The organism is Pseudomonas sp. MYb118 (genome assembly GCF_040947875.1).
In the GTDB taxonomy this organism is placed as follows: domain Bacteria; phylum Pseudomonadota; class Gammaproteobacteria; order Pseudomonadales; family Pseudomonadaceae; genus Aquipseudomonas.
The window spans coordinates 2,515,559-2,529,870 of the sequence record NZ_JBFRXN010000002.1; the positions used below are offsets into that span (position 1 = coordinate 2,515,559).

At 63.6% G+C, this 14,312-nt stretch carries 10 protein-coding genes; all 10 read left to right on the plus strand.

Annotated elements, in window-relative coordinates; all coding sequences use genetic code 11:
• Window positions 1-40 precede the first annotated feature (40 nt).
• Window positions 41-2,851, plus strand: coding sequence for a bifunctional glycoside hydrolase 114/ polysaccharide deacetylase family protein (locus ABVN20_RS17290; RefSeq protein ID WP_368556923.1), 2,811 nt, complete (start codon window positions 41-43; stop codon window positions 2,849-2,851).
• Window positions 2,829-6,422, plus strand: coding sequence for a tetratricopeptide repeat protein (locus tag ABVN20_RS17295; RefSeq protein WP_368556924.1), 3,594 nt, complete (start codon window positions 2,829-2,831; stop codon window positions 6,420-6,422). The genes ABVN20_RS17290 and ABVN20_RS17295 overlap by 23 nt, the downstream gene beginning before the upstream one ends.
• 24 nt (window positions 6,423-6,446) lie before the next feature.
• Window positions 6,447-6,965: a penicillin-binding protein activator LpoB gene (locus ABVN20_RS17300; RefSeq protein WP_368556925.1), complete on the plus strand. Its 519-nt coding sequence runs from the start codon at window positions 6,447-6,449 to the stop codon at window positions 6,963-6,965.
• 5 nt (window positions 6,966-6,970) lie between these two features.
• Window positions 6,971-8,338 carry a PelD GGDEF domain-containing protein gene (locus ABVN20_RS17305; RefSeq protein WP_368556926.1) on the plus strand — a complete coding sequence of 456 codons (1,368 nt, stop codon included), beginning with the start codon at window positions 6,971-6,973 and terminating at the stop codon, window positions 8,336-8,338.
• Complete coding sequence (locus ABVN20_RS17310) at window positions 8,316-9,305, plus strand: HEAT repeat domain-containing protein (RefSeq protein ID WP_368556927.1); 990 nt, start codon at window positions 8,316-8,318, stop codon at window positions 9,303-9,305. The genes ABVN20_RS17305 and ABVN20_RS17310 overlap by 23 nt, the downstream gene beginning before the upstream one ends.
• On the plus strand, window positions 9,302-10,816 hold the full coding sequence (gene pelF / locus ABVN20_RS17315) for a GT4 family glycosyltransferase PelF (RefSeq protein ID WP_368556928.1): 1,515 nt from the start codon (window positions 9,302-9,304) through the stop codon (window positions 10,814-10,816). Before ABVN20_RS17310 ends, pelF begins: the two co-directional genes overlap by 4 nt.
• A complete protein-coding gene (gene pelG, locus ABVN20_RS17320; RefSeq protein WP_368556929.1) occupies window positions 10,817-12,190 on the plus strand; it encodes an exopolysaccharide Pel transporter PelG in 1,374 nt (457 codons plus the stop codon).
• 49 nt (window positions 12,191-12,239) lie between these two features.
• Window positions 12,240-12,713 (plus strand): hypothetical protein, encoded by a 474-nt coding sequence (locus ABVN20_RS17325; RefSeq protein WP_368556930.1) that lies wholly within the window; start codon window positions 12,240-12,242, stop codon window positions 12,711-12,713.
• Between the two features lie 183 nt (window positions 12,714-12,896).
• On the plus strand, window positions 12,897-13,724 hold the full coding sequence (locus ABVN20_RS17330; RefSeq protein WP_368556931.1) for an enoyl-CoA hydratase/isomerase family protein: 828 nt from the start codon (window positions 12,897-12,899) through the stop codon (window positions 13,722-13,724).
• A 28-nt stretch (window positions 13,725-13,752) separates the two neighbouring features.
• Window positions 13,753-14,175, plus strand: a complete 423-nt coding sequence (locus tag ABVN20_RS17335) for an organic hydroperoxide resistance protein (protein WP_368556932.1) — start codon at window positions 13,753-13,755, stop codon at window positions 14,173-14,175.
• Window positions 14,176-14,312: the final 137 nt, after the last annotated feature.

Consider the following 14,312-nt stretch of genomic DNA (forward strand, 5'->3'; position numbering starts at 1 on the left):
CGTTCGAGCGGTATCGGTTCAGTCAATTCAAGAGTGAATTATGCAAATCGTTTTTCGCAGGACACGTGTCCGTGCCCTTGCCAAGCGGCTGTTCGCTGCATTGGCAATCTTCGCGACCGGGCCGACGGTCCAGGCTGCGGCCTTGCCACAACCGGCCAGTGTGGTCTTCTGGTACGCCGATCAGCCGCCACTGTCCGAGCTGGCGCAGTTCGACTGGTCGGTGGTCGAGCCGGGTCATATGACGGCGAGCGATGTCAAAACCCTGCGCAAACTGGGCAGCCATCCGTTTGCCTACGTGTCCATTGGCGAATTCGACGGCAGCAAGGCTGAAATCGACAAGGCCGGGTTGCGCAAGGCGATCAGCCCGGTGCGCAACGAGTCGTGGAACAGCCAGGTCATGGACCTCACCGCGCCGGCCTGGCGTGATCACTTGCTGGGTCGCGCCAAGGCGTTGCAGGCCGAAGGTTACGACGGGCTGTTTCTCGATACCCTGGACAGTTTTCAACTGCTGCCCGAAGCCTCGCGTGAAGCTCAGCGCGTGGCCCTCGCCAGCCTGTTGCGCGAACTGCACAAACGCCAGCCTGGCCTGAAGCTGTTCTTCAACCGTGGCTTCGAAGTGTTGCCCGAGCTGGACGGTGTCGCGTCAGCGGTAGCGTTCGAATCCATGTACGCCGGCTGGGATGCGGCCGCCAAGCGCTATCGCCCGGTACCGGAGAATGATCGCCAGTGGCTGCTCGGCGAGTTGCAGCCGCTGCGCGCCAAGGGCATTCCGTTGGTGGCCATCGACTATCTGCCACCTGAACGCCGCGAAGAGGCCCGGAAACTGGCCAAACGTTTGCGTGACGAGGGCTTCATTCCCTTCATCAGCACCCCGGAGCTGGACTCGATCGGCGTCAGCAATATCGAAGTCCAGCCGCGTCGCATCGCCATGGTCTACGACCCGCGCGAAGGCGACCTGACTGTCAACGTCGGCCACTCGCTGCTGGGCGGTCTGCTGGAGTACCTCGGCTACCGGGTCGATTACCTGGCCGTCGACGCGTTGCCCGAACACCGCTTCAGTGGTCTGTACGCCGGCATCGTCACCTGGATGAGCAGCGGCCCGCCCCAGGACAGCACCGGTTTCAATCGCTGGCTGGGCAAGCGTCTGGACGAGAAAGTGCCACTGGCGTTCATGGCCGGCCTGCCGGTCGAGGACAAGGCGCTGCTCAAGCGCCTGGGGCTCAACCTCGCGCCGCCGGCCGGGTTGCAGACGCTGAGCATTACCTATCAGGACAAGGCGCTGATCGGCGCCTTCGAAGCACCGGTGCAGCCTCGCTCTCGTGAGCTGAGCGCCATTTCCTTGCTGCCTCAGGGGCCGAAAGCGGCGTTGCTGCTGACCGGCAAGAACGGCCAGACCTTCGCGCCCGTGGCCATCGGCGAGTGGGGTGGCCTGGCGCTGGCGCCCTATGTGCTGGAAAGCAACAACGAGCGCAGCCGCTGGATCCTCGATCCGTTCGCGTTCGTTCAGGCCAGCCTGCGTCTGCCGGCGCAACCGCGTCCGGACACCACCACCGAAAACGGTCGACGCATCGCCACCGTGCACATTGATGGCGACGGTTTCCCTTCGCGTGCCGAAGTGCGCGGCTCGCCCTATGCCGGCAAACAGGTGCTCACCGATTTCATCCGGCCCAACCCGTTCCTGACCTCGGTGTCGATCATCGAAGGCGAGATCTCGCCGCGTGGCATGTACCCGCACCTGGCGCGCGAGCTGGAGCCGCTCGCCCGCGAGTTGTTCGCGGACCCCAAGGTCGAAGTCGCCACCCACACCTTCAGCCACCCGTTCTACATGCAGCCGGACAAGGCTCAGGAAGACGAGGATTTCAGCGCCGAGTACGGCTTGAAAATGGCCATCCCGGGCTACGACAAAATCGACTTCCGTCGTGAAATTTTCGGCTCGCGCGACTACATCAACCAGCGGCTCACCACCCCGGAAAAACCGGTGAAGATGGTGTTCTGGCCGGGTGATGCCTTGCCGTCGGCAGCCACTATCAAGCTGGCCTACGACGCCGGCCTGAAGAACGTCAACGGCGCCTCGACCATGCTGACCAAGGCGCGCCCGTCGCTGACCGGTTTGAACCCGCTGTTGCGTCCCACCGAAGGCGGCTTGCAGTACTACGCGCCGATCATCAACGAGAACGTCTACACCAACCTGTGGAAGGGCCCGTACTACGGCTTTCGCGACCTGGTGGAAACCTTCGAGCTGACCGACAGCCCGCGTCGCCTGCGCGGCCTGCACCTGTACTACCACTTCTACTCCAGCACCAAACAGGCCTCGATCAAGGCGATGGACGAGATCTACGCCTACATGCGCGGGCAGCAGCCGCTGTCGTTGTGGATGAGCGATTACCTCGACCGCCTGCACGGCTTGTATCAGGCCAGCCTGGCGCGTACCGCCGATGGCGACTGGCAGATTCGTGGCATGGATGCGCTGCGCACCCTGCGCATCGACCCGCAACTGGGCTGGCCGGACCTGCGTCGCTCGCAAGGCGTGGCCGGTGTACGTGATCTGCCGCAAGGGCGCTACGTGGCCCTGAGCAGTGACCAGGCGTTGCTCGCTTTGCGTGCTGACCGCGACCCACGCCCGGCGCTGGAGGAAGCCAACCTGCCGTTGCAGGACTGGCGCTATCTGGATGACAAACGCGTGAGCTTTTCCTTTGCCGGGCAGGTCGATCTGACCTTCTCGGTGCGCTCGGCAACGGTTTGCCGGGTCGAAGTGGATGGGCAGCGTTTCGCCGGCAAGGCAGCCGCCGGCCTGTGGACTTTTCAATTACCAATGAAGCAGGTGAGTAATGGCCAACTCGTCTGCAACTAAAAACAGCCGCCTGCTCAACCCATGGGCATTGGCGGTGGTGGCGGTGACCGTGGGCGGCCTGCTGTGGGCGACGTTCCAGCGCGAGGAAGTGTTCCAGCCCGATGGCGGTGAACCGGATGCGGTGTCGGCTAACTACGCCGAACTGCTGCTGACGGCGCACCCCGATAACGATCACCTGCGCTTGCAGTTGATCGACCTGCTGATCGGCCTTGGTGACTACACCAAGGCCCGCCAGCACCTGGAAGCGTGGCCCGCGCCCGTGGCACCCGTGCAGGCCTATTACCGGCTGGAGCTGGATGCACTGGAAGCGGCGAACAGCGACGACGCCGGTGTGCGTGAGGCGCTGGTGGCGCGCCTGCAGAATTTCGATCATCGGCGTTTGTCCCTGTCGCAATTGCAGAGCCTGGCCAAACTGGCCCTGACGCTCCAGGCCCCGGCCTTCGCCGCCACGGTGTTCGAAGAGATTGCCGAGCGTGACCCCAAGCAACGTACCGAGGCGCTGAAGTCCGCTGCGCAATGGCATCTGGCTGGCGAGCAGCCGGGCAAGGCAGCAGACATTTATCTGCAACTGAGCAAGGACAGCACGGAACCTGCCGAGCACCGCGAGTACGCCCATCTGGCGTTCACCAGCCTGCTGGCGGCCGATCGCGGCGCCGAGGCGGCGCAAGTGCTGGCCGATGAGCTGGACCAGCTGCAAAACCCGGAGACCGATGCGCCGTGGATCGAGCAGGGCGTCGATGTTGCGATGGGCAACAAGCGTTTTGATCTGGTGCAGCGCTTCATCGCTCAGTGGCGGGTGTTGCAGCCGGACAACCCGCGTATTTTGCGCAAGGACTTCACCACGCAACTGGCCATGAATGACCTGGCCGGTGCCTGGGAAAGTGGCCAGCAACTGTTGCTCGAGTTCCCTGAAGAACAGGCGTTGCTGGAACAGATGGCGCACCTGGCCGAATGGCGCGGCGATATTGAGTCGGCGCTGGATTTCTGGATGCGCCTGCTGGCGCTGCATGAATCGCCGCAAGTCCGTGAGCACGCGTGGCGCCTGGCAATCGCGCAGTTCGATTTCGACCACGCGATCCCGTTGCTCGAAGGCATTGCCAAGCACCGCGCGCTGACCGACGCCGAGCTGGACGCGGTGACCTACGCCCACGAATCACGCGGCACCCCGGAGTTGGCCGAAGCCTGGCTGCACACCTACGTGCGCAAGTACCCCAAGCATCGCCTGGCCTGGACCCGGTTGCTGCAAAACCTGGAAAACACCGGGCAGTACGCGGTCAAGGCCCGCGTCTACAAGGATTATTCCAAGCGTTTTGCCCTGACCATTCCCGAGCGGATCGACTGGGCCGGCACCCACCTCAAGCTGTTTGACAATCAGGCCGCGTGGAACGTGTTGCAGGTCAAGAACAGCGACAAGATCACCGACAAGGACTACTGGACCACCCGCGCCGCGCTGGCCTGGGATCTGGAACTCGATGATGAACTGCGCGCGTCGCTGGAGAAGCTGCTTGCGATCAAGGGCTCGCTCAACTCCAACGATGAATCGCACCTGATTGCCGGCTATCGCCTGAGCAATCCACGGCGTGCGCTGGAATTGCTGGTCGACAGTTGGCAGCGTACCCGCAACCCGATTCGCCTGGTCGATGCCTTGCTGCTGGCACAGGAGCTGGAAGACTGGCCGAAAGTGACCGAACTGTTGAAGGAGGCCGAGCAGGATCCGGCGATCTTCGAAGAGGATCAGGTGCTCGGTGTGCGTGGCGCGTTGGCGATGCACGAGGGCCAGCCCGAGGAAGCCAAGCGTCTGTACCTGTTGGGCTTGTCCAAATACCCGGATGAAAACCTGTTCCGTGAGCGCCTGATGTGGCTCTACGTTGACCAGGGCAATATCGCCGAGCTCAAGCCGTTGGTGACCCAGTGGAAATCCCGCGCCCGTGGCGATCAAGTGTTGTGGCTGGCGTTCGCCAGTGCCAACCAGCTGCTGGGTCGCAACAGCGAATCGCTGGCCTGGTATCGCCTGTACCTGAAGAACATGCCCAACGACTGGCTGGTGCAGGCGGCTTACGCCGATGCGCTGTATGACGCCGGTTATCAGGATGCGGCCCAGCGCCTGCGCCTGAAACTGCTGCGCAGCCCCGAGGCTGAAACCGCCCAGCCGTCGCAGGAACGCTACCGGACCTGGCTGCGTTTGATGAGCAGCAGTTATTCGCCGGCCAAGGCCCAGCAGGAAGTGGCCAAGCGTCAGGACGGCTCGCCGGCCATGCTGCAATTGTGGTTCGACCGCTTGCTCGCGCGCCTGGATGCCACCAATCAGGAATCGCAGAAAGATGCCTGGCTGGACTGGGCGAAAAGCCAGGGCCTGAAGGTCGACCGCTACGAGCAGATCCAGCAGGCGTTGCGCAGTCGTAACAAGGCGCAAGTCGAAACCCTGTTGGCCAGCAGCGACCTCAACCCGGCACAACGGGCCCAGGCCCTGAGTCGCCTGGGGCGCGTCAATGAAGCGCTGGCGACTAACCTCGAAGCGCTCGGTGACGACCAGCCAGAAACCGTGCAGGACCAGTTGCGCCGTCAGGCCGTGGAGATCCACGACAGCACGCCGCAAGGCGCCTTGCTGTCTTGGCAGGATCAGGATTACGGCGGCATCGCCTTTGATGCGCCGCGCCTGCAAATCGCCCACAACATCGGTGACAACTGGTACGCCGACCTGGAGCTGGAGCAGGGCACCTACGACGGTGACGACGTGATCGGCTCGCGCATCGGTACCGAGCGCAACGCCGCCCTGACCCTGACGCGTCCGGTGGAAAACGGCAGCTACAAATTGTTCGCCGACACCAGTCAGCGCAAGGACGACGACCGCAATGGCCTGGGCCTTTCCCGCAGTTGGCAGTTGAGTGTCAGTGACGAACTGGAAACCGGTGTGGACTGGCATCGCAAGAGTGACGACAGCGGCCTGATGCGCGCCTTTGGCGAGCAGGATCGCCTGTGGCTGGGCGGTCGTCATAGCCTCAGCGCTAGGGATCAGTTCAGCTGGGAAATCGCCAAGCGCTCGTTCTCTACCCGTGCCGGTGACAGCCTGGGCAATGGTGAGGCGTTGAGGGCCGAATTCAACCACACGTTGGAGTTCGCAGGCCCCAACTGGACTGTGCGCAGCGGTGTCGACTATCAGCACAACAACGTGAACGACAAGCGCCTGGATTATCTTTCCAGCCTTAAAGACGGGCCGATCATCAGAGGGATCGACGAGGACGGTAACCTCGATCCTGACGATACAGTCCTGGCCAGCGACCTGCTGCAAAGCCGCTACGGCCAACTGTATGTCGGCAGCACCTGGCGTCGTGGCATTCCGGGCGCGCTGGTGCGCACCAAGCCGCAATACACCTGGCTGGTGGACGTGACGGCGGGTTGGCAGTGGCTGGATCAAACCTTCAACTACGGCCTCAACACCGGCATCGGATTTGAAGTATTGGGTGACGACGAACTGGCCCTGACCGTCGGTTACCAGTCCGCGCCGCAAGGCGGGGACGGCAAATCGGGCGGAACACTGGGTGTGAGCTACGGCGTGCGGTTCGGGCGCTGATCATGGAATCTACGGAGAAAAACTATGCAAGCAATTCGTAATCTGGGCCTGGCCCTCGCCGCCCTGGTCGTCGCCGGTTGCGCCAGCTTCACCGACGAAACCAGCCCGAACCTGCCGCGCAACGCGCAGTGGGGCATCGTGCCGATGGTCAACTACTCGCAGACGCCGCAGGCCGGCGAGCGCAGCGAACAGATCCTGCTCAGCGTGCTCAGCAGCCGTGGCCTGCAACCGCGGGTTTACCCGGCGAGTGCCCAGGGCGAGCAAGCGCTGATGGACGACAACGAGCGCCTGGCCGGTGCGCTGGAGTGGGCGCGCGAGCAGAAGCTCGACTATGTCATTTCCGGCTCCGTCGAAGAGTGGCAATACAAGAACGGCCTGGACGGCGAGCCGGCGGTCGGCATCAGCCTGCGCGTACTCGAAGCCGAAAGCGGCCGTGTGCTGTGGAGCAAGAGCGGCGCCCGCGCCGGCTGGTCCCGTGAAAGCCTGGCGGGCACCGCGCAGACTGTTCTCGACAAACTTGTTGGCGCCCTTCGGTTCGAGTAATCGCAATGAATTCTCCCCACATGGATTACAGCCTGGCGCCGCAAGCGAGCGGCCCGGTGTCTTGGCTGGAAACGCTGCTGGTGACGGGCCTGGCCATCGGCCTGGGCCTGTGGCTGACCCCGGCTGACCCGTTGCAGATACACGGCGGTTTCCCCTGGCCGATTCTCGCGCCGATGCTGCTGGGCGTGCGCTACGGATTTGTCCGTGGCCTGTTCAGCGCCGGCCTGCTGGTGCTGGCGATGTTTGCCCTGCGTCACTTCGGGCTGGCGGGTTACGAGCAGATCGACTCGTCCTTCATCGTCGGCGTGCTGGTGTGCGGGATGCTGGTGGGGGAAGTTCGCGACCTGTGGATGCGGCGTCTGGAACGCCTGCAAATGGCCAACGAATACCGCCAGTATCGCCTCGATGATTTCACCCGCGCGCACCAGATCCTGCGCGTGTCCCACGACCTGCTCGAACAGCGCGTGGCCGGCAGTGACCAGAGCCTGCGCAGCTCCCTTTTGGGCTTGCGGGAAAAACTGCGGGTGATGCCCGACGCCGGCGATGCGCTAAGCGCTTTGGCGGAGCCGGTCGTGTCGATGCTGGCGCAGTACGGAGCGTTGCGCGTGGCTGGCCTGTACCGCGTCGACGAGCAGGGTAAAAACGTCCTGCCGCAAGCCCTGGCGACCATCGGCGTGATGGGCCCGCTGAGCACCGACGACGGCCTGGTCAAGCTGTGCCTGGAACGTGGCGAACTGGTGAGCGTGCGCCAAGAGCTGATTGATGCCGGCACCTCTTCGCAGTTTTCCTCCTTGCAGGCGTGCATTCCGTTGATTGATGCCGAGGGCCGTCTGCTGGCGATCCTGGCGGTGCGGCAGATGCCGTTCTTCGCCTTCAAGGACCGCACCCTGAGCCTGCTGGCCTTGCTCGCCGGGCACATCGCCGACCTGCTGCGCCGCGACCCGCAAGTGCTGCAACTGCCCGACGCGCGCGCCCAGCAATTCACCCTGCAGCTCAAGCGTTCGCTGGCGGATGCCGATCAGCATCAACTGCCGGCCGGGCTGTTCGCCTTTGAGATGACCCGCCCCAACGAGGAGCTGACGCGCCTGATGGAGCGCAGCCAGCGTGGTCTGGACCTGCATCTGCCGGTACTCAACAACCGCGAGCACAAGCTGCTGCTGGTGTTGTTGCCGTTGACCAGCCCGCAAGGCACCGAAGGTTATCTGACACGCATCAGCCTGCTGCTGCATGAGCACTTCGGCATCGAAAGTGATTTCGACAGCCTGGGCGTCAAAGTGATGCCGTTCAACCTGGAGCCTGGCGTTGACCGTCAGGAGCTGCGTAATTTCCTGTTCAACGAGTGTGGCCTGAATGATCAGCAAGTGGCTGTTTAGCGGAGCCTTGTTGTTAGAGGGCGGCAGCTGGGCCACGTTGTGGCTGGCGGCGCCCGAGTGGCAACAATTGCTGGCGTTCACCTTCAGCCATGCGCTGGCGTGCGCGATGATGTGCGGCGCGGTATGGCTGTTGCTGCCGGCGCGCTACCGTGCACCGTTGCCGTGGAGCCCGCTGTTCATTTTCAGCCTGGCGTTCTTCGTGCCGGTGATCGGCATGCTCGGCGTGGTGCTGGCGATCTTCCCGGCGCTGTACCTGCCGCGCAAACGCGACAAGCAGGAATGGCAGGCGGTGGGCATTCCGAGCCTGCCGTTCCGCGCGCAACAGCAACTGCATTCGCCGATCTTCGCCGATGGCGGTCTGCAGGATGTGCTGCGCCATGCCCCCGACCCGGATCAGCGCCTGGCCGCCTTGCTGGCCACGCGACGCATGCAGGGCAAGGACGCGGTGCCGATCCTCAAACTGGCACTGGGCGACCCCAGCGATGACGTGCGCCTGCTGGCGTACTCGATGCTCGACAAACAGGAAAGCGACATCAACCTGCGCATCCAGATTGCCCTCGGGCAGCTGGTCGGCGCCAGTGCCTCCGCCGCCGGCGCGCTGCACGGCACGCTGGCGCGCTGGTACTGGGAACTGGCCTATCTCGGCCTGGCACAGGGCAGCGTGCTCGAACACGTACTCAGCCAGGCCAGCGAGCATGCCGAGCAAGGCCTTGACGCGGGGGAGGGCGGTGAACTGTTCCTGCTCGCCGGCCGTATCGCCCTGGTGCGTGGCAACATCGAGCGTGCCGAGGTGCTGCTGCATCAGGCCCAGGACAGCGGCATGGACCCGGCCCAGATTTTGCCGTTCCACGCCGAACTGGCCTTCGAGGCCGGGCACTATGACGAAATCCCCGGGCTGCTCGCGCAACTGCCCGAGAAAACCCGCCAGCGGCCGCCGTTCGCTGAGCTGGTGAGGAGCTGGACATGAGTCAACAGCAAGAGGCGCCGCTGGCCGACATCTGCCTGCTGCTCGAAGGGACCTGGCCGTACGTGCGCGGCGGGGTGTCGAGCTGGATCCACCAGATGATCCTCGGCCTGCCCGAGCTGACCTTCTCGGTGATGTTCATCGGCGGCCAGCGCTCGGCCTACCCGACGCGGCGCTACGAAGTGCCGGCGAACGTGCTGCACATCGAAGAAGTGTTCCTGGAAGACGCGACCCGCCCGGTCAACGTCCACGGCAAACCCCGTGAGGCCGACCAGCAGCAGTTGCTCGACCTCTATCGCTTCCTGCATCACCCGGATGCGCCAGAGCCCGAACTGGGCGAGCGCCTGCTCGATTGCATCGCCCAGGGCCAGATGACCCTCGACGACGTACTGCGCAGCCGCGCCAGTTGGGAAGCGCTGAGCGAAGGCTACCTGCTGCACTGCGCCGACCCGTCGTTCGTCAACTATTTCTGGACCCTGCGCTCCATGCAGTCGCCGCTGCTGATGCTCGCCGAAGCGTCGCGCAAGATGCCGCGGGCGCGCATGCTGCACTCGGTGTCCACCGGTTACGCCGGCTTGCTCGGCTGCATCCTCAAGCAGCGCTGGAAGTGCAGCTACCTGCTCAGCGAGCACGGCATCTACACCAAGGAGCGCAAGATCGACCTGGCCCAGGCCAGTTGGATCGCCGAAAGCTCCGGCCAGGCGCTCAACCGCAGCCTGGATGCCGGCTCGGGTTACATCCGCACCCTGTGGGTCCGCTTCTTCGAACGCATCGGGCAACTGACCTACAACAGCGCCGACAACATCATCGCCCTGTACGACGGCAACCGTCAGCGCCAGATCAAGGACGGCGCCGATGCCAGGCGCACCCAGGTGATCCCCAACGGCATTGACCTGCCGCAGTGGACCACCGCGCTGGAATCCCGCGCACCGGGCATCGCCCCGGTGGTGGGCTTGATCGGCCGCGTGGTGCCGATCAAGGACGTGAAGACCTTCCTGCGGGCCATGCGCGGCGTGATCAGCGCCATGCCCGAAGCCGAAGGCTGGATCGTCGGCCCGGAAGAGGAAGACCCGGAATACGTCAGCGAATGCCGCAGCCTGATGGCCAGCCTGGGCCTGGAGGGCAAGGTGCATTTCCTCGGCTTCCAGCGCATCCAGGAGATCCTGCCGCAGCTCGGCCTGATGGTGCTGACCTCGATCAGCGAGGCACAACCGCTGGTGATCCTCGAAGCCTGGGCCGCCGGCACGCCGGTGGTCAGCAGCGACGTCGGCTCGTGCCGCGAACTGATCGAAGGCGGCAGCGCCGAAGACCGCGACCTGGGCCTGGCCGGCAAAGTGGTGGCGATCGCCGACCCACAGGCCACCTGCAACGCCATCCTCGAACTGCTGCGCAACCCGCAACGCTGGCACGACGCCCAGGCCAGCGGCCTGCTGCGGGTTAACCGTTATTACACCGAAGCCTTGATGCTGCAGCGCTACCGCGACCTGTATCGGGCCTCCATGGAGAACCGTTGAATGGCCGGTATTGGCTTCGAGCTGCGCAAGATCCTCTCGCGCGACTCCTACACCGCAACCCTGCACGCCTACGTCTACGCCGGCCTGATCAGCTCCGGCCCGTGGGTGCTGTCGATCATCAGCGTGATGCTGGTGGGCATCATCAGCCTGGGCCTGGTGATCCCCAACTCATTGGTGGCGCAGTTCCTGGTGACGGTGACGTACCTGATGGCCACCTCGCTGATCCTCACCGGTGGCTTGCAGCTGTACTTCACCCGCTTCGTCTCCGACCGCCTGTTCGAACAGAAATACGAGCAGATCCTGCCCAACCTGCTGGGCATCCTGCTGCTGGTGACCCTGGCGTCGGGCGTGCTCGGGGTGATCGTGCTCGGCCTGTTGTTCGACCAGCCGCTGCTGTACCGGCTGCTGGTGGTGGCCAACTTCGTTGTACTGTGCAACCTTTGGCTGGTGATCATCTTTTTGTCAGGGATGAAGGCCTACAACCGCATCCTGCTGGTGATGCTGGTGGGCTACACGCTGATGGTGGTGAGCGCCTGGCTGCTGGCGTTCCTGAAGATCCCGGGCCTGCTGCTGGCGCTGCTGATCGGCCATAGCACGCTGCTGTTCCTGTACCTCTACGACATCCTCCGTGAGTACCGCGCCGAGAAACTGATCGCCTTCGACTTCCTCGACCGTCGCCAGGTATTCCTCAGCCTGCTGGCCACCGGGTTCTTCTATAACTTCGGCATCTGGATCGACAAGTTCCTGTTCTGGTTCAACCCCGGCACCTCCAACCAAGTCATCGGCCCGTTGCGCGCCTCGATCCTGTACGACCTGCCGATCTTCATCGCGTACCTGGCGATCATCCCCGGCATGGCGGTGTTTCTGGTGCGCATCGAAACCGACTTCGCCGAATGGTACGACCGCCTGTTCCGCGCCATCCGCGAAGGCGAAACCCTGCAACACATCGGCTCGCTGAAAACCGAAATGACCCTGTCCATCCGCCAGGGCCTGCTGGAAATCTGCAAGGTCCAGGGCCTGACCGTGGTCCTGCTGTTCCTCTTCGCCCCGCGCTTGCTCGATTGGCTGGGCATCTCCAGTTACTACCTGCCGCTGTTCTACATCGACCTGATCGGCGTGAGCATCCAGGTGGTGTTCATGGCGCTGCTCAACGTGTTCTTCTACCTGGACAAACGCGCCGTCGTCCTCGAACTCTGCGTCCTCTTCGCCGCCCTCAACGGCGCGCTGACGGTATTCAGCATGATCCTCGGCCCGAGCTTCTTCGGCTACGGCTTCACCCTGTCCCTGCTCATCTGCGTCCTCCTCGGCCTACACCGCCTCTCCGCCGCCCTGGAAGACCTGGAATACGACACCTTCATGCTCTCCAACCGCTAACCATCCCGCTCCCACAACCCAAAAACCTGTGGGAGCGAGCCTGCTCGCGATGGGCGCCAACGATAATGCTGGAAACCTGATACCCCGCGGTGTTCCGGCATCCATCGCGAGCAAGCTCGCTCCTACAGAATCCCCAAACCCTGTGGGAGCGAGCCTGCTCGCGATCATCGCCACCGACAACGCCATCCCCCAGACACCCCGCAACCCTGTGGGAGCGGGCTTGCCCGCGATGGTCGTCAACGATAACGCTGGAAACCTGACCCCCCGCAGTGTTCCGATATCCATCGCGAGCAAGCTCGCTCCTACAGAATCCCCCAACCCTGTGGGAGCGAGCCTGCTCGCGATCATCGCCACCGACAACGCCATCCCCCAGACACCCCGCAACCCTGTGGGAGCGGGCTTGCCCGCGATGGTCGTGAACGATAACGCTGGAAACCTGACACCCCGCGGTGCTCCGGCATCCATCGCGAGCAAGCTCGCTCCTACAGACGCACCAAACAGGCCGGCGGTCGGCCCCACTTGAAAGCCCAATAGGCACTGCTAGCCTTGATGTCGCGGAGCTGCCGGCGCAAGGCGATGTGTTCCGGGCCAACCCTTGATTCGAGCACGACTCGAACCCTCAAGCCGACCCTCGCCCCCTGACTTTCATCGACTCCTGGCGAAGTCTCCGACACCCTGTCTTGTGATGACGCTCTGGAGATTTCGCATGAAACCACAGCAGATCAAACTCACCCGCATCACACCCGAATACTGGCGAGTCACCTTCCACAACCCGCCGTACAACATCTACGGCCCGGAAACCATGCCGCAACTGAACGAGGTGGTCACGGCCCTCGAATCCGATCCACAGGTCAAAGTCGTGGTCTTCGACAGCGACGTACCAGGCTTTTTCCTCACCCACTACGACTTCGTCCCACCGCTGACCGACACCACCAGCATGCCCAACGGCCCGACCGGCCTGCCACCGCTGCCCGACATGCTGGTGCGCCTGAGCAAAGCCAAAGTCGTCTCCATCGCCTCCATTCGCGGCCGCGCCACCGGCGTCGGCAGCGAACTGGCACTGGCCAGCGACATGCGCTTCGCCAGCCGCGAAAAAGCCATCCTCTCGCAATGGGAAATCGGCGCCGCCCTTGTCCCCGGCGGCGGCCCCATGGCCCGCCTGCCGCGCCTGATGGGCCGAGGCCGAGCCCTCGAAGTGCTGCTGACCGGCAACGACATCGACGGCGAACTCGCCGAACGCTACGGCTACGTCAACCGCGCACTGCCCGACGCCGAACTCGACCCCTTCGTCGACACCATGGCCCGCCGCATCGCCCGCTTCGACAAACAATCCATCAGCGAAATCAAACGCCTGGTCGACGCCTCCAGCCTGCCACCCCATGAAGCCATCGCCGCCGAATGGGACGGCTTCATCGGCTCGGTCCAACGCCCGGCCGCGCAGCAACGCATCGGCCAACTGATGAAACTCGGCCTGCAGGAAAAAGCCGACGTGGAAATACGCTTGGCACACTACACCGGCACACTCGGTGAATAACCCACAGCAAACAACAGGAGTCACCGTCATGAGCACTGGATTGGAAACCGTTCTGTACACCGCCAAAACCCAGGTCGTCGGCGGACGCACCGGCACCGGCAAATCGAGCGACGGCGAGCTCGACGTCACCCTCAGCTCACCAGGCGCAGGCAAGCCGGGCACCAACCCCGAGCAACTGTTTGCCGTGGGTTACTCCGCCTGCTTCCTCGGCGCATTACAGGTCGCCGCCGGGCAACAAAAGGTCAAACTGCCACAGGACACGGAAGTGAATGCCGAAGTGGATTTGGGGAAAACCAAAAACGGCGAGTTCCAGTTGGCGGTTCGGCTGGACGTGAAGATCTCCGGGTTGGAGGACAAGGTGAAGAAGGAACTGGTGGATGCGGCGCATGAGATCTGCCCGTATTCGCGGATGACGCGGGGGCATGTTTCGGTGGAGTTGAAGGTGTCTTGAGGCTGACCGCAAATGAACCCTTCTTCTGACTCGTAGCTGATAGTGGAATCAGGGCTTCCAACCGCGGTTGCGGAGCCCTCCAGCCACCTGAAGAGTTTACCGAGGAGGCGCAGCGGAGCTGCTTTACGGTCCCGGTT